We start from the raw sequence: 18,525 nt of genomic DNA, 5'->3' as shown, positions 1-18,525 counted from the left end.
AAAGCGTCGTGGAATCCCTTCAGCTGAGCGTTACCTTCCAGGTCGTCGAGCGAGAGCGGCCCCACTTCTCGATCTCGACGTCCTCCGACTTCTCGGCGAGCCGCGGAAGCCGCGAGCCGACCTGTTTGGATGAGAGGCCGAGGGCGTCCGCGATGTTCTTCGCGCGGAAGTACTGCTGGCCCCGGGACACGCTGTCGTGCAGGTACGCCAGAATCTTGGTCTCCTCTTCGGAGTAGTCGCTCATCGTCTAGCGGTGTCTACGTTACTCACGCTAATAACGATTGTCGCTTGGGCAGTTTCGTCTACGCCTCGTACCACTGGATAGCGACGATGGACAGCATGGCGAAGATGGTGGCGGCGGCGAAGGCGAACGCTCCTGCGTGCTGTGCGCCGTGGCCCTCCGCGGTCAGTGCTTCGACGCCGAAGGTAACCATCCCGGCGGCGCTCAGTATCGTCGCGGCTCCGAACAGCAGGCCCATGCCGAGTCCCTTGTCGGACGACTGGCTCGATGTCGCGGTCATAGCCGTCGTTTCCCGGGGCAGACCCTTAGTTCTCACTGTCCGCGGCGGCCGGGTCGACCCCCGACGCGGGGGTCGCCGCCGCCCTGCGTCGATCCGGCTCGGGTGCGTCACCTATTTCTAGCCCGTGGTGCGTGTTTCTGACCGAATGGCGACTGGTACCGACGGTTCGGGCGAATCGGACGGAGACGACGGCGGGTTCGGCGTGGTGTCGGCACTGTTCGGGAGCAAATTACGCATCGCCGGCATCGCGCTCCTCTCGCTCGTGCTCGCACTCGTCGTCGTCGCGGGCGTCCTCGGCGTCGGCTTGCCGACGCTCGACGGGGTCGACAACCGCTTCGGCGACGTCAACGAGTCGGAGACCGTCGTCGTCTCCGACCTGCACGTCTCGAATCCGAATCCCATCGGTTCGAAGTTCCTCGACGCCTCCGCAGAGTACACCGTCTCGATGAACGGCATCGAGATGGCGAGCGGGCACAAAGACGAGATATCGACGCCACCGGGGAACTCGACGGTGACGATGCGGACCGGACTCCAGAACGAGAAGATACCCGCATGGTGGGTCAGCCACCTCCAGAACGGCGAGCAGACGGACGTAGAGATCGAGGCGTCCATCGATTCTGGTCTCATCGGCCGGTCGTTCCCGGTGACGAACCAGCAGACGGTGCAGACCGACATCCTCTCGTCGTTCAACTCCACCGAGACCCGCGAGGTGAACGCGAACAGAGCGTTCGTCTCGGACCCGGTCCTCTACGTCAACGAGACGGCCGGGCAGTGGGGCAACGTCACCAGCGAGGAGACGCCCATCGTACTCGACTTCTACCTCTACAACCCGAAGCCGTACCCGATTCCGGTCTCGAAGATAGAGTACGACATCACGATGAACAACGTTTCCGTCGGTAACGGGACGAACACCCGTGAGTACGTCCTGCAGTCCGGTCAGGTGACGAAGGTGACGACGGTCACCCGCATCGACAACGACAAGCTCGACGAGTGGTGGGTGACCCACATCGAACGGAACCAGACGACCGACCTGAAGATAGACTTCGACGCGACGCTCGACGTGAGCGGGACCAGCGTCCGGGTGCCCATGGACAAGTTCACCTACGAGGAGACGATCGAGACCGACATCTTCGGGAACAAGGCCAACGCCACCGGTAACGGTTCTGCAGGAACCGGTGAGGGAACGACCACGACTGAGGAGGGCGCTGGGTCGACGGACGACGGGGGCGCTGGGTCGACGGACGACGGGGGCGCTGGGTCGACGACCGACGGTGACGACGGGACGTCGACCGACTCCTCGGACGGTTCGAGTGGGACGGACGGCGGAACGACCACGGCGGGGCAGTCCACGACCACGGGCTCGACAACCACGTCTGAGCCGACCACCACGGCTGGCGACGGAGGGGAGGGGTCGACGACCACCACCGACGACGGGCTCCTCGATAGCGGGCTACTGGCGATTCGTGCCACCGGCGATACGTTTAACTTCCGGGCTCTCACAGCTATGAGTACATGAACCGGAGTACCCAGTCTCCTGGTCGAGTTCTCCGACGGTAACGAGATTGCCGTCGAATCAGACTGTGAATCGGTCGTCGTTTCTATCGGTGAGACAGAGCGTACCTTGAGCAGACGCGAGGCCATCGCCCTCCAGGAACAGATCGGCGATGCCCTCGTCGAGCGCCGCGAGTTCTTCCGGACCGCGGGTGCCCACCGCGAGGACGGCTCCTACGAGGTGACGAGACGCGGTGCAGACTCCGCCGGCAACGCCAAGGTGTTCGCGAGCTTCACCGAACTGCGACGGCTCTACGACCGACTCCCCGACGAGTTCGGTGCAGAGGCGGTTGGACGGACGGGCATCACCGGCTCCCGCCGGCACATGCTGGTCCGCCACTTCGCCGAGCATCCCGAGTTCGACTGTTCGATAACGAGTCGGAGTCCGTTGCAGGTCGCGAAAGCCGAGCGGACCGAGTCGGACCAGCCCGAGACCGTCGCCGACGGGGTGACCGCCTCAGCCGACTGAGGCACCGTCGTCGACGTCGTCCTTTTGCGCAGAGAGACCATCTCGGATAGCGGTGGTGCCGTCTCTCGGACGTCTCAGGTAACCACTGCCGGTGAACAGCGGCCGCTGTCTCCGCGTGAGATTCGAAACGGATGTCCTCGGTGAAAACGGAGAGCCGACCGCACGAGCCGGTACCGACTCAGTTGATGGTCGTGTGCTCGGACTCCTCGTTGAGCGCCAGGTTGACGGCGATCTCCGCGTTCCGCATCGCGTACTGGGCCGTCTGCTGGAGGCTGACGAGGACCTCACGGACCTGCAAGAGGTCGCCGTTGTCCATCTCCGGGAGGTCGTTCAGTATCTCCCGTTCCCGGTCGCCGATCTCGTGGAACAGCTCGCGGGCCTCGATGGTCTTGTCGTAGTTCCGGGTCACCGCGGACTCGACGGCGAGTGCGGTCAGCTCGTCGACCTGCTCGGTGAACTCCCGGATGCGACGCATCGTCGCGGAATCGACGTTGAGCGAGTGACCCTCGGCCTCGAGGACGATGTCGGCGATGTCCTCCGCGTTGTCGGCGGTCAGCTCCAGGTTCTTCGCGATGGAGCGGTAGCCGATGAGCGGGAAGCCGGAGTCGAGACCGACCGCGCGCGCGAGGTTCGGGTTCTGGTACGCCGTGAAGATGAGGCGGAGCAGGAGGACGAAGATCTTGTTCGCCTGTCGCTCCCGGTTGAGGGCTCGCTGGGCGAGGTCCGGGTTGCCGTGGGCGAGGGACTTGATGGCCTCGCCTCGCATCGTGCTGCCGGTCGATTCGAGCCGTTCGAGCAGGTTGTCGAGCGTGAAGTCCTCGGGGTCGACGGAACAGCGGATGGAGATGCTCTCGGGCGTCTCCTCGATGACGCCGAGGCCCATCAGCTGTGTCTCCGCGCGATAGACCGCGTTGATGTGCGCCGACGGCAGCGTGCCGTCAGCGTGTTCGACGCGGATGACTCGACGCCCGAGGACGTACTGTGCCACGATGGCGCGCTCTACGGCGTCCGCGTCGAGGTTGTCGGCGTGGATGATGGCCTCCGACTCCTCGGTGCTCGCCGATTCGGACAGGACGGTCAGGGTGCCCTTCCCGCCCATGCGGAGGGACACCTCGTCGCCCTTGTCGACGTTGTGTTCTTTGGCCCACTCGGCCGGTAGCGTCATGGCGAGCGTGGACGGACCCAGCCGCTGCACCTTTCGCGTCTCCATGTCCACCCGTACCCCCAGCATAGCCTTATATCTGACTGTGTGTACCTTATATTCAGCAGCATAGACTAATACGTTGTACAAATATTCTTCGGTGGTGGCAACTCTGAAACTGTCGGTATGCCGTCAGTAACTGGCCGCTGGCGGGGGCGAGGGTTCAGACGACCTTCAACAACTGGTGCTCGTATCGGCCGACGCGGACCTTCTGCCAGCCGCGGAGCGATTCGTCGACCGCCTCGTCGTCGGTATCGACGCGCAGGACGCCGACGTCGTCGAGCTTCGACCGCGAGGCGACGACGGTCACCTCTGACCGTCTGATGACGTCGGGCGAGATCTGGTGATTCCCGCGCCCGAAGACGAAGCCCTGGCCACCGATGGGGGAGACGACGACCTCGTTGTGCTCGCCCAGTGCATCGAGAATCTGCGCCTCGGTCGCGTCGCGGACGAGTACCTCGCCGTCACGCCAGACGTCGACCCCCAGCGGAGACGGCTCGAACCCGAGCGCCCGCTTGATGGCGCCGACGGTGCTGCCCGGCCCGAGGACGTACGTGACGCCCGGACGGACGTCGTCTGCGAATCCCTCTGCGAGGGATTCGACCGTCCCGCCGCCGACCTGCTTCGACGACTGAACCTGCTCTGCGACGGGCACCCGAACGACGGCTTTCAGTTCGGTCTCGACCTCGCCGCCCCGGTAGGCGTCCTCGTCGATGTCGTTCACCTCCCGTTCCTCGACCCGGTCGAACGAGCCGGCGATACGGCCAGCGGCGCGGGGCGTGACCCCGAACACGGACGAGTATATCTTGACGCCCGCGGGCACACCGAGCATCGGGACGTCGCTTCCTGCGGCGGTGAGGGTCTCGGCAACGTCGACGGCGGTCCCGTCCCCGCCGACGAACAGCACCAGGTCGACGCCCTCATCGAGGAACGCCGAGACGGCGGCGCGAGTGTCGTCGGCGCTCGTCTCCGTTGGTTCCGCAGCCGAGCCGTCTCCACTCGCTTCCTCTCCGTAGACGACGACCGGCTCGATGCCGGCCTCCCGGGCCTCGTCGGCACCCATCTCGCCGGCTGCAGTGAACAGGGTCAGGTCGGGTGCGGTCTCGCGGAGCGTGGTCAGCGCGTCGACGGCCCGGTCCGGTGCCCTCGGTTCGGCGCCGCGCGCCCGTGCCTCGTCGACCTTCCCGTCGGTTCCCTTCAATCCGACACGGCCGCCCATCCCGGCGATGGGATTGACGACGAACCCGATTCGCATACCGTCGGCTTACGCACACGCGAGGAAAAAGCCCGCGTTTCCGGGAACCTCGCCGCGCAGTCGTACGGCCCACCGACGGGTACGGCGCGTCCGAGACCCCCGGACCGCTGTCTCGGATGTGAACGCTTAAGCCACCGCGCCCGGAACCGCCCCCACATGAACGTCCTACTCGCTGAGACCGGAAACGCCCTGCCATTCGCAGGAACGGGATGGGTCGTCCTCGTCGCCAGCCTGCTCATCACCGTCGGCTGGCTGTACCACATATACACGAACTGAAACGACGGAACCGCTATCCTCTCCCATCGCGTATCGAGGGCATGAGTACCGAGCTACGCGTGGGTGAGCGCTCCGGCGCCGTCGCGAACAGGATACTGGCCCGACGAGCACTCGACGAGCTGTTCTCACGTGGTGAGACCGACGTCGTCGACGAGCTGTTCACTCCCGACGCCGTGTTGCACCTCGCCCGCTGGGGGACCTCGGTCCGAGGCCAGCGTGCACTCCGCCGACACATCGACCGTCAACACGAGATATTCTCCGACTGCTCCATCGGCGTCGACGCCACCGTCACGGACGGCGACGAGCTCGTCGCGCACTGTACCGTCCGTGGCCGCCACACCGGTGACCTCCCCATCCCGGGCCGGGGAGTCTACCCGGCGACCGGGCGGCGGTTCCGCGTCCCGACCGTGTTCCGGTTCCGGTTCGAGAAGGGCCGCATCGCGGAGGTCTGGCGCTTCGAAGACGCCCTGGGCGTCGCCGAGCAGCTCGGCCTCGACGACCGGTCGCCCCGAGCGATGCTCCGGCGAGTCGCCGCGAAGATACGCGACGGGTTCCTGAAGAGCGGCGATTGACCGGCGAGACGAGTGACCGACTGGCGAGACGGGCGACAAACCGGCGAGACAGGTGACTGGTCTGCGACCGACCAGTGACGGCGCGGTGACCGACCGATTACACTCCTTCTGGGGACTCGACGCGCTCTCTGAGCCAGGCGGCCGCTTCCTCGACCTCGGATTCGTCCGGTCCCGACAGCTTGACACGGACGTGCTCACCGGGATAGCTCCCGACGGTCACGTCGAAGCGCTCTCTGAGCTCCTCCAGCCGACCGACGAGTGACGACTCCGGTTCCGCGGCCTCGACCGTCTCGACGTGGTCGACTGTCCCCGAGAACTCGTCGGCGACGCGCTCGAACATCGCCTTCATCTCCGCGGGTACGCCCGGGAGGACGTAGACCGACTCGACCACGCAGCCGGGGGCCACGCCGACCTCGTTGTGGAGGACGCGGGCCCCGGTCGGCAGGTGGGTCGTGCCCTCCGCGAGGTCCTCGGCCGAGTATCCACCGTGCTCCGTCAGCCAGTCCTCAGCCGCTTCGTTCCGCTCGAGGTCTCGCCCGAACGCGGCCGCGACGCCCGCCATCGTCATGTCGTCGTGGGTGGGCCCAAGCCCACCGGTGACGACCACGGCGTCGTAGGCGGCGTGGCTCTCGTTGACTATCTGTGCGATGTCACCGATGTCGTCTGGGATGGTGAACACCCGCTCGACGTCGACGCCGCGGCCGGTCAACTGCCGACAGAGCCACGTCGCGTTCGTGTTCTCCGTGTCGCCACTCAGCAGTTCGTCGCCGACCGTCACCACGGCTGCCTGCATGGCTCGTCGTTCGTGGTGGACGGTAAAGAATGCCAGCACCGCGGCGGATTCGTCGGTGTTCGAGTTGGCCTCGTGGGCGAGGGAGGTCCGACCCTCAGAAGCCGGGTGGGTCGTTCCCGTCGTCTTCGAACTCCATACTCATCCCGAGGTTCTCACGGAGCGCGGTCAGCTCCTTGATGCGGTACCAGTAGTAGGCCATCCCGATGATGGTCGCCAATCCGAGCACGCCGACCGCCCCCATGAAGATGTAGAAGTCACGCTGGAGGTAGTACTTGACCGAGATGGTCCGGTCGACGTTCTCCCAGCGGATGTGGAGGCGGCCGTCCTCGATGTTCGTCTCGTCCGGGCCGGGGACTATCTGACCGAACAGGAAGAACGAGGTGCGCATCCCCTTCGGGAGGACGACCTCGTACGAGCCCTCCATGTAGTTCGGCTGGTAGAAGCTCTTCGGCTCTGCCGAGGCACTGAACGCGATGGTCCCGTTCGTGCCGTTCGCGCTCTTCGGCAGCTCGACGTGGGTCCGGTAGTTCGTCTTGTAGACGTTCAGCTCCGACCCTTTGACGACGGTCCCGTTCGGGTAGCGGTACCGGAGCGCCCAGATGTCGATGGGGTCCTCGTTGCTGATGCCGCGGGTCCACATCTCGAAGTCCTCCTTCGAGTAGTTCTCGAGGTGGTAGACCGCGTGGTAGGACTCGCCCGTGACGTTGACGTAGGCGTCGGTCGTCTCGCTCGACTTCACCGGTCTGGCCGTTCCGTTCTCGTCGACGTCCCAACCGTGGACCTGGTCCCAGTCGTAGGTGGCGTTCTCGTCGAGTTTCTCGTCCGAGACACCGCCACCGAAGATAGAGGTACAGCCGGCGCTGGCGACGAGAACGAACAGCAGCCCGACGCCGAGGAGGAGTCGCCGGTTCATAATCCTACGGGACGACGCACTTCAGTTCGGCCGGGAGGTAGCCGCCGATGCTCGACAGCAGACCCGGCGGGTCCGTCCCCTCGGTGCAGACGATGGACTGCTCGAGCAGACCGAGCCGCTCGACCGTGACGATGTCCCGTGCGTGGCCGGCGCGGTTGACCGTCGCGCGGGTCTCGCCGCGGGTCGCGCTGTTGACGTTCACGCGGCCGTTCCCGCGTGTCCACTCGAACAGCCGGTCGCGCTCTTCGTCCGCCAGGCGGGGCGTGTCGCCGTAGACGAACCGCATCGGCAGGTGCTGGACCAGCCCGAAGCGGTCGCGAATCTGCTGTGGGGTGCCGGGGCCGAGGCCGAGTTCGTCGGCGGGGATGCGGACGTCCTGGCCGGCGTCGAGGACGAATCCCTCGTCGTCCCACGACTCGAGCGTGCCGACGTAGGTCTCCCCGTCTTCGAGCTGTGGGACGACCTCGCCCCACTCCTCGCGGAGGACGTTCCGGGCGACGACCTCGTCGTCGCCGGAGATGGTGACGCTCGGGAAGTCGTCACCACGCAGGCCGACGTCGTACTCGACGTCGAGGTCGCCGATCGAGTTGTCGACCAGCGAACGGAGGCCGTCCAGGGCCCGGTCGCGTGCGTCGCCGGAGACGTAGACTTTGGTCGCGAGTACGACCATTATGCGCTCGGCTCCACGTCTGCCTCGACGTTGAGTTCGTCTCGAAGCGCGTCGAGCCGGTCTTCCATCGCCTCGACGAGGCGCTGATTGTTCATCGACTCGAGCGGCGAGCCACACTCGGGACACTCGAAGCCGAAGTCCATCGCCTCGCCGAACTCGAAGCGGATGGAACAGACCTCACAGAGGTAGAACTCGTGGTCTCGCTCGTAGTCGTTACGCTCATCGAGCGCGTCGAGGAGACGGTACATCTCCTCTTCGAGGTTCTCCGGGATGTTCTCGTAGTGGAACGTCCACAGGTAGGTCAGCCAGCCGGAGTCCTCGTCACGGAGTCGACGGTACGTCGCCAGGTCGTTCTCGTAGAGGATGAACAGGGCGCGACGGACGTCGTTGAGTTCGAGGTCCAGTTCTTCGGCGAGCTCTTCGTCCGTAACCTCGCCGTCCGGCGGGGCTGCGGCGACGGGCATCCCCTTCGGACCGACGAGTTCGTGGAGATACTTTTGGATGACGGGGTCTTCCAGCAGTCCCTCAAAAGCCATTACGTCGAATTGGGGGCCGTATCGCCATTAAGTCTTGTCACTCGCCGTTCGATATTTTCCTGCCTCGAGGACGCCTGTGCAACCGGTTACTCTATCGCCACCGATGTGCTATCCCGCAGCCACGTCTCCCGGACAGTCTCACTCCTCGTCCGCGGGCACGACCCTCTTGCCCGTCTCCATCGGGACGACTCGACTCTCCGCGTCGGCCCACTCGCGGTCGAGCTCGCGGCCGTCGAACAGCCGGTCGAGGAAGACGGCCAGACCGGCGACCTCGGAGTGGGGCTGGTTCGTGACGGCGACGTTCCAGTCGGCAGTCTCGTAGATGTCGAACGAGACCTTCTCGGAGCCGACGACGACCAGGAGCGGGTCGCCCGCGTCGGCGTCGCCGTCCCCCGCTCGAACGGCGCGGATCTCCTCTTCGACGTCCTGTACGCGCTCGCCGTACATCGTCAGGTGGACGACCGAGCCGTCCCAGTTCCGAACGATGCGGCTCGTCGACTCGACGAGTTCGACCTCGAACGGGCCGCCGAACCGGCCGGTGATGTCCTCGACGGTTCGGCGCGACTGGTCGGCGTTGTCCGGGTAGATGACCCGGTCCGCGCCGAGGGCTCGCGCCGTGAGCCCGACGTGCGTCGTCATCCGGTCGTCTCGCCCCGGCCGGTGTGCCAGCCGACAGACGGCGACCTCGGGTTCGCCTTGCATGGGCGCTCCTTGCCTGCACAGGGGTTAGGGGGTTTCGCTTCCGGTGCAGGTGCGATGGCTCCAGGGGCAGCCGGCCCGGGGTCCTCTCCGGGACGCTTCCCTCCTACACCATTAGTGCCTGCCTCATCCCCTCCTGCACCAGCATCACTCCTTCCTGCACCAATTACTTCTCGCCCGCGCGACAACCGGGGACCATGCCACACGTTCCCGGGTTCCTGGAACGTCTCTACGTCCTCAGGGCGAACCGGGCACCCGGTTCGATCTACGACCTGCTCGGTGCCGGGACCCTGAAGTCGGTCGCGCTCGCCGCCGAGGTCGGGCTCTTCGACGCGCTCGCGGATGCGCCGGCGACACCCGACGAACTCGCGGACGCCCTCGACGCCCATCCTGATTCGCTCGTCCTCCTCTGTGATTTCCTCGTCAGGACCGGCTACCTGGACCGGGACGGCGGCGCGTTCTCGCTCTCTCCGCTGAGCGAGCGCTGGATGGTCGGTGAGGTCTCCCTCGTCGACTGGTTCGTCTTCTGGGACCGCGTCGTGTTTCCGTTCTGGGACGACACCGCGGCCGAAGTGGTTCGCACTGGCGAGCCCGACCGAACCGTCTACGAGTGGCTGGGCGACAACGAGAACCGCTGGCCCTCCGCCCAACGCGGGTTCGAAGCCACAGCCCGGCTCACCCTCCCCGCGGTCATCGACGCTATCGACCTGTCCGGCGTCGAACGAGTGCTCGATGCGGGCGGCGGGCACGGCCGATACACAATCGGGCTCTGCGAGTCGGCGCCCGGCGTCTCGGCGACCATCGCCGACGACCCGGCAGCCCTCGCTGTCGCCGACGAGAACGTCACGGCCGCGGGACTCGGCGACCGCATCGAGACGCGAGGCGTCGACCTCCTCACCGACGAACTCGGGACGGGGTACGACCTCGCACTCGTCTTCAACGTCGTCCACGGGTTCGACCCCACCGAGAACCGCCGCCTCTTCGACCGTCTGTTCGACGCGCTCGCCCCCGGTGGCCGAATCGTGGTGCTGGACCAGTTCGAGGGAAGCGGCCCCGTCGCCACCGCCCGAACGATGAACGCACTCGTCGGACTGAACTACCGTATCCTGCTCGGGGGGCGCGTCTACCCGTACGAGTCGATAGCGGGCTGGCTCGAATCGGCGGGATTCACGTCGCCGTCGCGGACCAATCTCCGGCGGGCACCCGGTGTCTCGCTCGCGACGGCGCGCCGCCCGACGACACCAGAACGCACTTAATCGCCGCCTGTGCACCCGAAAGCATGGAACTCACCGGAAAGCGAGTCCTCGTGACCGGCGGTGCCGGCCTCGTGGGTTCGCACCTCGCTGCGAAGCTCTCCGACGACAACGACGTCCTCGTCGCCGACGACCTCTCGAAGGGAACACGCGAGCGCGTCCCCGACGACGTCGAGTTCGACAAGGCGGACATGTGCGACCCGGACGACGTGGCTCGCGTCATCACCGAGGAGACTGACATCGTCTTCCACTTCGCGGCCTACACCGACACGAACTACGACGACGACCGGAAGCTGTTCGAGGAGAACGGCGTGATGACCTACAACGTGCTCGAGCGCATGGACGAGGTCGGCTGCGACAAGCTCGCCTTCACCTCCTCCTCGACCGTCTACGGCGAGGCCCCGATGCCGACGCCGGAGGACTACGCGCCGCTCGAACCCATCAGCATCTACGGCTCGTCGAAGCTCGCCGACGAGGCGATCATCTCGACGTACGCCCACTCCTACGGCGTCCAGGCGTGGGTCTACCGCTTCGCCAACATCGTCGGTCCGAACCAGCGGGGCAACGTCGTCCCGGACTTCATCGAGAAACTGCTCGAGAACCCGGAGACGCTGACCATCCTCGGCAACGGCCTGCAGGAGAAGTCCTACCTCCACGTCGAGGAGTGCATCGACGCGATGTGTCACGTCGTCGAGACCGCCCAGAAGGACTACAACGTCTACAACCTCGGGACGCGGACGACAACCTCGGTCAACACCATCGCCGACATCGTCGCCGACGAGATGGGACTCGACCCCGAGTACGAGTACACCGGCGGGGACCGCGGCTGGACCGGCGACGTCCCGAAGATGCGCCTGTCCATCGAGAAGCTCTCCGCGCTCGGCTGGGAGCCGAGCCAGTCGAGCGACGAGGCGGTCAGGCGGGCGGCCCGTCAGCTTCTCGAAGAGCTCCGCGCGGAGTACGAGGACTGAGATGCCCGGACCGGTGTTCGTCCGCGACGACCGGGTCGAACTGCGCCCCATCGAAGACGAGGACCGCCCTCACCTCCAGCGAGTCCGTAACGACCCCCAGACGCGAGTGAGCGCCGGCGGGCCACCGGAACCGTTCGACGAACACGAGATGGACGACTACATGGAGTGGCTCCGAGCCGACGACACGGTCGCCCTCGCGATCTGTCGCGACGGCGAGTACGTCGGGATGGTCACGCTCAAGCGCATCAGTCGCCCCGACGACACTGCCAACGCCGGCGTCCACGTCGTCCCGGACGAACGCGGGAATGGATACGCGACGGCGGCCTGCGAACTGCTGTTCGACTACGCCTTCGACGAACTCGGACTCCACAGAATCTGCGCGTACGCGTACGAGTTCAACGACCCCTCGCAGTCGCTGCTGGAGAAACTGGGGTTCACGCACGAAGGAGTCCGGCGCGAAGCCCGGTTCGCGCGCGGTTCGCGTCACGACGTCCACACCTACGGGCTGCTGGCGCGGGAGTGGCGCGAGCGCCGACAGGCCGGGTGACTCAGTTCAGGTCGTCCGACGAGTCAAGCCCGAGGGCTGCGGCGACGTCGAGCAATCCCGCACCCTGTTCGGTATCGGTCAGGCCGACGTTCTCGGCGCTCCCGGTCAACACGCCTTTCACGTCTATGGGGGCGATTCCAGCCGCCCGCAGCAGTGCCGCCGCACCGGAGACGTGCGGCGTCGCCATCGACGTCCCCGAGAACCAGTCGTAGCCGCCGTCTTTCACCGTCGAGTAGACGGACGTGCCGGGCGCGGCGATATCGACCTCAGGGCCGGTAGACGAGAAGTACGACAGGTCGTCGTCGCTCTCGGTCGAACTCACGGCGACGACCTCTGGGTACGCGGCGGGGTAGCCGACGCAGTCAGAACACGGGCCTGCGTTCCCTGCCGCGGCGACGAGGACGACGCCGTTGTCCACCGCGTACTTGCAGGCGTCCGCGACTGCCTGTGAACCCGACGAGCCGCCCAGGCTCAGACTTCCGACGTCCCAGCCCTGGTCGGCGACGTACTCGATGCCGGCCGCGATGACGCTCCAGCGCCCCGAGCCGTCCTTGTTCAGGACTTTGACGGCGTGCAAGGTCGCACCAGGTGCCACCCCGACGACGCCCAGGTCGTTGTGGACTCCACCAGCGATGCCTGCGCAGTGGGTGCCGTGGTCGTGATCGTCGTCCCACGTCTCGATGCAGCGAGTCTCTCTCGGCTTCTTCCCCTTGCCGCCGCCGCCCTGCTCCTGACAGCTGTAGAACGACTTGCCGGCACCGAGGTTTGCTTGCAGGTCGGGGTGGTCGGAGTCGATACCCGTGTCGAGGATGGCGATGTCCGCACCCGCGCCCGTGTTCCCGTTCGCGTGGGCGACCTCGGCGTCGACGCGGTCGATGCCCCACGGCAGCGTCTCGGCGGGTGCCGGTTCGTCCCCGCCGCCGTTCTTGCACTCCGGCCAGGGCGTGCAGCCGCCGGGTGGGGCTGCGGCTCCCGGCCACCGGGGAATCGCCTGCCACGTCCCGTCCTCCTCGACGTACCTGACGTTCGGATTACGTGCGAGCCCCTCGATGGCTGCCCGCGGGACCGTGAGGGTGAGGGCGTCGAAGGCGAACTCGTGATGTACGGTTATAGCTGCCCGGACAGCGGCCGCGCGTCCTCGTGGGCCGTCGAACCCGACGTTGACACGGACGCGCTCGGTTCCGGGTGTATCGCCGACTGCGACGCCGGCGAGGCCGGCGGTCGCGATGGCTCCGGTCGCGGCCCGAAGCAGTGCTCTACGTGAGAAACGTCGCTCCATGTAGTCAGTAGTCCTCAGGACGGTTAAGGATGCTGTACGGTGACAGCTCACAGGGGAAGAGAATCGTTCTCCCGTCGATTCCCGGCGGCGACGATGCAGCCGCCCTGACGGTGGAGGGGACCAGCGGAGTCCCCGGAGGCCGTCCGAGGGAAGCTCCGCTCAGTTGTTCGAAGAGTCGTGGTTCAGCGCCGCGGCCACGTCGAGGAGACCTGCTCCCTGCTCGTTCGACGGGAGGCCGAGGTCCTCGGCGGTACTCGTCAGGGTGTTCCGGACGTTCGAGGCGGAGGCCCCGCCGGCCATCAGCTGACCGGCGGCACCGGCGACGTGCGGGCAGGCCATCGAGGTCCCGGAGAACGTATCGTAGGAGCCGCCGGGAACGGTCGAGAACACGTCGGAGCCGGGAGCGGCGATCTCCACCTCGGGGCCGGTCGAGGAGAAGCTCGAGAGCCCGTCGGCGTCGTTCGTGGACGAGACGGCGACGACCTCGGGGTAGGCCGCCGGGTAGCCGACGCAGTCAGAACACGGCCCGGAGTTCCCGGCCGCGGCGACGAGGAAGACGCCACGCTGGTCGGCGTACTGGACCGCGTCGCGAATCGTCTGGGAACCAGAGGATGCCCCGAGGCTCATGCTGGCGACGTCCCAGCCCTGGTCGGCGACGTACTCGATGCCGGCCGCGATGTCGGAGAAGCTTCCGGAACCGCGGCTGTCGAGGACCTTGACCGCGTGCAGGGTCGCCTGCGTGGAGACGCCGACGACGCCCTGAGAGTTATCGGCTCCGCCGGCGGTCCCGGCGCAGTGGGTGCCGTGCTCGTTGTCGTCGTCCCAGTCGTAGTTGCAGCCCTTGCCCTTGCACTTCACGAACGAGGTGCCCGAGCCGAGGTTCGCTTGCAGGTCGGGATGGTCGGAGTCGATACCCGTGTCGAGGATGGCGATGTCCGCGCCCGCGCCCGTGTCCCCGTTCGCGTGGGCTACCTCGGCGTCGACGCGGTCGATGCCCCACGGCAGGGTCTGGCTGGTGTCGCCGCCGCCGCTGCCGCCGTCCTTGCAGTCGGGCCACGGACTACACTTGCCCGGGGGCTTGTGGGTGCTCGGCCGGTTCGGGATGGCGTGCATCCGTCCGTTCTCCTCGACGTACCGGACGTTCGGGTTCTTCCGGAGTCCTTTCAGCGCCTTCCGTGGCACTTCGATGGTCATCGCGTCGAACGAGAAGCGGCGCGAGACCGAACTCGCCGCCCGCTCGACGCGTGCGCGTCCCCGTGCGCCGTCGAATCCGACGTTCACTTCGACCTTCTCTCCCCGGCTGGCGCTCACGAGTCCGGCCACTCCGGCCGCGCTGAGCGTTCCACCAGTTGCCTGTAGCAGCCGTCGCCGCGACATTCGGTTGTTGCCCGATGGCATGACACTTGGTGACGACCATCGCGCCACGATTAAATCTATCGGTTGATGGCTGTGAATTAGAGTTTCTAACTACAAAATTAACAATCGGAATGAACGGAACTCTAGTGGAAACGCGTCGTCTTCGAATCTGCACTCCGGAGAGAACGGTCGTGCTACGACCGGACGGTCAGTCGTCGCTCGAGTTCAGTCCCAGACTCGCCGCCACGTCGAGCAGGCCGGCGCCGGACTCGTTCGCAGAGAGACCGATGTCCTCCGCACTGCTCTTCAACGTGCTCCGTGCCTCACTCGCGGTCTGGCCGTTCGCCATCAGCTGGGCAGCCGCCCCCGACACGTGGGGACAGGCCATGGAGGTCCCGGAGAGGGTGTTGTACGAGCCAGCCAGGTACGTCGAGTAGATGTCGGAACCGGGTGCGGCGATCTCGACCTCCGGTCCTTGCGAGGAGAAACTCGAGAGCTCGTCGTTCTGGTTCGTCGAGGAGACCGCAACGCACTCGGGGTAGGCTGCCGGGTAGCCGACGCAGTCGCTACACTCTCCGTCGTTGCCGGCAGCTGCCGAGAGGAACACGCCGTGGTCGGCGGCGTACGAGACCGCGTCCTTGAGGGTCTCCGACCCCGAGGAGGAACCGAGGCTGAGGCTTCCGACGTCGTAGCCCTGGTCGGCGGTCCACTCGATACCCTTCGCGATGTCGGAGGTCGAACCGGTCCCTGCCGCGTTCATAACTTTGACCGCGTGCAGTGTGGCGTTCGTCGAGACGCCGACGACCCCCTGGGAGTTGTCGACGGCGTCGGCGATACCCGCACAGTGGGTGCCGTGACCGTTGTCGTCGTTCCACTGGTTGGTCTGGATTCCGCCCTGGAACGAAACGCCCTCCCCGAGATTGTCGGCGAGGTCCGGATGGCCCCGGTCGATACCCGTGTCGATGATGGCGATGTCTGCGCCGTCGCCGGTCTCACCGTTCGCGTGGGCGACCTCGGCGTCGACGCGGTCGATACCCCACGGCTCGGTCTGCGCGAGGACCTCCATCTCCTCGTCCGGCTCGACGTACCGGATGCCCGCTGCTTCCTGCAGACCGTCGACCGCCGCCGTTGCGACCTCGATGGTCATCGCGTCGAACGCGAACTCCCAGACGATCGACTTGGCCGCGGCTTCGGCCGCCTGCTTCCCGCGGGTGTTGGAGAAGCCGACGTTCACCTGTACCGTTTCGTCTGTCGCGCCCGCCGACGCGAGCCCGGTGAGACCGCCGGCTGCGAGTGCACCGCCAGTCGCCTTCAGGAGCTGTCGACGCGAACCATCGATGTCGTGGTATGCCATTACGAATAGCCAATGGATACAGAAGTGATTAAAACCATGGGTTCGCTGGGAAAACGCAAAAAATCAATACGACAAAAATAACAGCGCCGAGAGTGATGGAGCCGCTCAGTTGTCGCTGGAGTCGAGTCCCAGAGCTGCGGCGACGTCGAGCAGGCCAGCACCGGACTCGTTCGACGCGAGACCGATGTCCTCGGCGGTCGACGTAAGCTGGTTCCGGGCTTCCGTGTTGGTGTAGCCGTTCGCCATCAGCTGGCCGGCCGCACCCGCGACGTGCGGGCAGGCCATCGAGGTTCCCGAGAAGGTGTCGTAGCCACCGTTCGTGGCGACAGACGAGTAGATGTCGGTGCCCGGTGCCGCGATCTCGACCTCCGGACCGGTCGAGGAGAACGACGAGAGCCCGTCCGACGAGTTCGTGGAAGAGACCGCGACGACTTCGGAGTATGCTGCCGGGTAGCCGACGCAGTCCGAACACGGGCCGTCGTTACCGGCAGCCGCGACCACGAACACACCTTTGTTCACCGCGTACTGGACCGCATCGTGCAGCGCCTGGGAGCCTGACGAGCCACCGAGGCTCATGCTGGCGACGTCCCAGCCCTGGTCGGCCGTGTACTCGACACCGGCGGCGATGTCGGAGAACGAACCCGACCCACACTTGTCGAGGACCTTGACCGCGTGGAGTGTCGCCTGCGTGGAGACGCCGACGACGCCCTCCGTATTGTCGACTGCGTTCGCGATTCCCGCGCAGTGCGTGCCGTGGTCGTTGTCGTCGTCCCAGGACTCGTAACAGGTGTTGTCCGCTGGCTTCGCGCCGAAGCGGCAGCCACCTTTCGTACTACACTGGACGAACGATTTCCCGGAGCCGAGGTTTGCCTGCAGGTCGGGGTGGTCTGAGTCGATACCCGTGTCGAGGATGGCGATGTCCGCGCCCGACCCCGTCTCTCCGTTCGCGTGTGCGACGTCTGCGTCGGTACGGTCGATACCCCAGCCCTGGGTCTGGGCGAGAGCGTACATCGTGCCGTTCTCCTCGACGTACCGAACGTTCGGGTTCCGGGCGAGTGCCTCTGCGCCCTTCTTCGGCAGCTGAATCGTCGCCGCGTCGAAGTTGAACTCGCGTACGACGTCGTCAGCTGCACTCAGCGTCGCGCGTCGTCCGCTCGCGCCGTCGAAGCCGACGTTTACCTCCACCTTGTCGGAAGGTGCCGCAGCACCGAGGCCGATGACGCCCATACCCGCAAGTGCGCCCGAGGTCGCCTTGAGAATGTTACGCCGTGACGGTTGTGTGTCTTTGTCAGACATCCGGGCCAACGGTAATCAGCATAGGATATTAGTAGCTTTCGGTTCATTTCCACCGCCCGGAGACACCGTGATTTGGGAGCAGTACCCACACAAGTGGCCCATCCAACGGCTCTTACCACACCTGATTCCGAATAACGAACGGGGAAAATATCTGTAATAATATGTTTGTTCCGTTGAAGTACCGGCAAAATTTTCTTGAGGCTCGTCGGTCCGTGGCCCACTTTCGCCGCTGTGGCCGTCGAGCGCAACTGGCGCGTCGATGGACTCGGCCCTCACAGAGACGATCGACGTTTCCCACCTCGGGCGGGTGTGACTCGGCGTGCTGTGCTGATTCGAGACGACCTCGTCGACGGTCTCGTGCATCAACTGTCGGTCGCCGATTCGAGAGACAATGCTGCCGTCGACGAGGGACCCGGATGCCGGTCTGAGTCCCTTCTCGTGACGCCGCAGGGACGTACCCGAATGGTGACGGTGACGTGGAACTCGTTGGGACGATTTGATGCTCTACGCGCACGCACACGAACATACTATTATATCGAATCCCGGACTTTCCGAACTTGAATCCGTATGGTGAATCTCCCTGCCATGCGTTGCCCTATTGTTATCGAACATTCATCGGTGAGATTGCCTGTCAGTGCGCCCCCGATTCGTAGGCCTTTTATATTGACCGGGCATTCGTACATAATGTGAAGGGCGCCCCGGGCGACGGGGTGCCCAGGACCCACCCTAGGACGGTGCGTCCACCCACGTATGAGGATTCAGCCCCTGCGGTCCGCCGTCAAGACTGAATCTGATATGAGCCTTGGTTGGTTCGGCGATATCCGATCGGATCTCGTCGAACACCATACACCTCGAATACGCAATTTCCGCCAACCCCCACACTTCCGTGTGGGAACATTCCGGTTGATCCTGCCGGAGGTCATTGCTATTGGAGTTCGATTTAGCCATGCTAGTTGTACGAATTCATATTCGTAGCAGATAGCTCAGTAACACGTGGCCAAACTACCCTATGG

The 18,525-nt window shown here is 65.5% G+C and carries 19 protein-coding genes and 1 rRNA gene; 7 read left to right on the top strand and 13 right to left on the bottom strand.

The window, feature by feature from the left end:
- Positions 1-19: 19 nt before the first annotated feature.
- Positions 20-244 carry a DUF7123 family protein gene (locus ACSC1Y_RS00100; protein WP_435332507.1) on the bottom strand — a complete coding sequence of 75 codons (225 nt, stop codon included), beginning with the start codon at positions 242-244 and terminating at the stop codon, positions 20-22.
- A 58-nt stretch (positions 245-302) separates the two neighbouring features.
- A complete protein-coding gene (locus ACSC1Y_RS00095) occupies positions 303-521 on the bottom strand; it encodes a DUF7525 family protein (protein ID WP_435332506.1) in 219 nt (72 codons plus the stop codon).
- A 145-nt stretch (positions 522-666) separates the two neighbouring features.
- Between ACSC1Y_RS00095 and ACSC1Y_RS00090 the strand changes: the two genes are divergently transcribed.
- Both ACSC1Y_RS00090 and ACSC1Y_RS00085 read left to right on the top strand, forming a co-directional pair.
- The gene (locus ACSC1Y_RS00090; RefSeq protein WP_435332504.1) at positions 667-2,037 is read left to right on the top strand and encodes an LEA/WHy family protein; all 1,371 of its coding nucleotides are present in this window, start codon (positions 667-669) and stop codon (positions 2,035-2,037) included.
- Between the two features lie 45 nt (positions 2,038-2,082).
- Positions 2,083-2,541 carry a DUF7528 family protein gene (locus ACSC1Y_RS00085; protein WP_435333160.1) on the top strand — a complete coding sequence of 153 codons (459 nt, stop codon included), beginning with the start codon at positions 2,083-2,085 and terminating at the stop codon, positions 2,539-2,541.
- Between the two features lie 178 nt (positions 2,542-2,719).
- On the opposite strand, the gene ACSC1Y_RS00080 is transcribed toward ACSC1Y_RS00085, so the two are convergent.
- Together ACSC1Y_RS00080 and ACSC1Y_RS00075 are read right to left on the bottom strand one after the other, a co-directional pair.
- Complete coding sequence (locus ACSC1Y_RS00080) at positions 2,720-3,751, bottom strand: PhoU domain-containing protein (protein WP_435332503.1); 1,032 nt, start codon at positions 3,749-3,751, stop codon at positions 2,720-2,722.
- 154 nt (positions 3,752-3,905) lie between these two features.
- Positions 3,906-4,997 carry an ATP-NAD kinase family protein gene (locus ACSC1Y_RS00075; RefSeq protein ID WP_435332502.1) on the bottom strand — a complete coding sequence of 364 codons (1,092 nt, stop codon included), beginning with the start codon at positions 4,995-4,997 and terminating at the stop codon, positions 3,906-3,908.
- A gap of 317 nt (positions 4,998-5,314) precedes the next feature.
- On the opposite strand from ACSC1Y_RS00075, the gene ACSC1Y_RS00070 reads away from it, so the two are divergent.
- Entirely contained in the window at positions 5,315-5,845 is a 531-nt protein-coding gene (locus ACSC1Y_RS00070) for an ester cyclase (protein WP_435332501.1), read from the top strand.
- A 97-nt stretch (positions 5,846-5,942) separates the two neighbouring features.
- On the opposite strand, the gene ACSC1Y_RS00065 is transcribed toward ACSC1Y_RS00070, so the two are convergent.
- From ACSC1Y_RS00065 to ACSC1Y_RS00045, 5 genes are all read right to left on the bottom strand, one after another.
- Positions 5,943-6,638 carry a competence/damage-inducible protein A gene (locus tag ACSC1Y_RS00065; RefSeq protein WP_435332500.1) on the bottom strand — a complete coding sequence of 232 codons (696 nt, stop codon included), beginning with the start codon at positions 6,636-6,638 and terminating at the stop codon, positions 5,943-5,945.
- Between the two features lie 94 nt (positions 6,639-6,732).
- The gene (locus ACSC1Y_RS00060) at positions 6,733-7,551 is read right to left on the bottom strand and encodes a DUF5803 family protein (protein WP_435332499.1); all 819 of its coding nucleotides are present in this window, start codon (positions 7,549-7,551) and stop codon (positions 6,733-6,735) included.
- A gap of 4 nt (positions 7,552-7,555) precedes the next feature.
- Complete coding sequence (locus ACSC1Y_RS00055; RefSeq protein WP_435332498.1) at positions 7,556-8,221, bottom strand: DUF2110 family protein; 666 nt, start codon at positions 8,219-8,221, stop codon at positions 7,556-7,558.
- Complete coding sequence (locus ACSC1Y_RS00050) at positions 8,221-8,757, bottom strand: transcription factor (protein ID WP_435332497.1); 537 nt, start codon at positions 8,755-8,757, stop codon at positions 8,221-8,223. Before ACSC1Y_RS00050 ends, ACSC1Y_RS00055 begins: the two co-directional genes overlap by 1 nt.
- Positions 8,758-8,895: 138 nt before the next feature.
- Positions 8,896-9,459, bottom strand: coding sequence for a tRNA (cytidine(56)-2'-O)-methyltransferase (locus ACSC1Y_RS00045; RefSeq protein WP_435332496.1), 564 nt, complete (start codon positions 9,457-9,459; stop codon positions 8,896-8,898).
- Positions 9,460-9,653: 194 nt separating this feature from the next.
- Between ACSC1Y_RS00045 and ACSC1Y_RS00040 the strand changes: the two genes are divergently transcribed.
- From ACSC1Y_RS00040 to ACSC1Y_RS00030, 3 genes are read left to right on the top strand one after another with little or no spacing between them, the layout of a single operon-like run.
- A complete protein-coding gene (locus ACSC1Y_RS00040; protein ID WP_435332495.1) occupies positions 9,654-10,712 on the top strand; it encodes a class I SAM-dependent methyltransferase in 1,059 nt (352 codons plus the stop codon).
- Between the two features lie 23 nt (positions 10,713-10,735).
- Positions 10,736-11,680 carry an NAD-dependent epimerase/dehydratase family protein gene (locus tag ACSC1Y_RS00035; protein ID WP_435332494.1) on the top strand — a complete coding sequence of 315 codons (945 nt, stop codon included), beginning with the start codon at positions 10,736-10,738 and terminating at the stop codon, positions 11,678-11,680.
- A 1-nt stretch (position 11,681) separates the two neighbouring features.
- Positions 11,682-12,227, top strand: coding sequence for a GNAT family N-acetyltransferase (locus ACSC1Y_RS00030; protein ID WP_435332493.1), 546 nt, complete (start codon positions 11,682-11,684; stop codon positions 12,225-12,227).
- 1 nt (position 12,228) lies between these two features.
- Here the strand turns inward: ACSC1Y_RS00030 and ACSC1Y_RS00025 are convergent, their stop codons facing one another.
- The 4 genes from ACSC1Y_RS00025 to ACSC1Y_RS00010 form a co-directional block, all read right to left on the bottom strand.
- A complete protein-coding gene (locus ACSC1Y_RS00025) occupies positions 12,229-13,506 on the bottom strand; it encodes a S8 family peptidase (RefSeq protein ID WP_435332492.1) in 1,278 nt (425 codons plus the stop codon).
- A gap of 159 nt (positions 13,507-13,665) precedes the next feature.
- Positions 13,666-14,904 carry a S8 family peptidase gene (locus ACSC1Y_RS00020; RefSeq protein ID WP_435332491.1) on the bottom strand — a complete coding sequence of 413 codons (1,239 nt, stop codon included), beginning with the start codon at positions 14,902-14,904 and terminating at the stop codon, positions 13,666-13,668.
- A 166-nt stretch (positions 14,905-15,070) separates the two neighbouring features.
- Positions 15,071-16,216: a S8 family peptidase gene (locus tag ACSC1Y_RS00015; RefSeq protein ID WP_435332490.1), complete on the bottom strand. Its 1,146-nt coding sequence runs from the start codon at positions 16,214-16,216 to the stop codon at positions 15,071-15,073.
- Between the two features lie 105 nt (positions 16,217-16,321).
- Positions 16,322-17,512: a S8 family peptidase gene (locus tag ACSC1Y_RS00010; RefSeq protein WP_435332489.1), complete on the bottom strand. Its 1,191-nt coding sequence runs from the start codon at positions 17,510-17,512 to the stop codon at positions 16,322-16,324.
- Between the two features lie 896 nt (positions 17,513-18,408).
- Between ACSC1Y_RS00010 and ACSC1Y_RS00005 the strand changes: the two genes are divergently transcribed.
- Positions 18,409-18,525 (top strand): 16S ribosomal RNA (locus ACSC1Y_RS00005); the annotation flags it as partial.

The organism is Haloarchaeobius lipolyticus, assembly GCF_051208015.1.
GTDB lineage: Archaea > Halobacteriota > Halobacteria > Halobacteriales > Natrialbaceae > Haloarchaeobius.
Note: the sequence above shows the minus strand (reverse complement) of the source record. Positions and strands in the feature narration are given on the sequence as shown.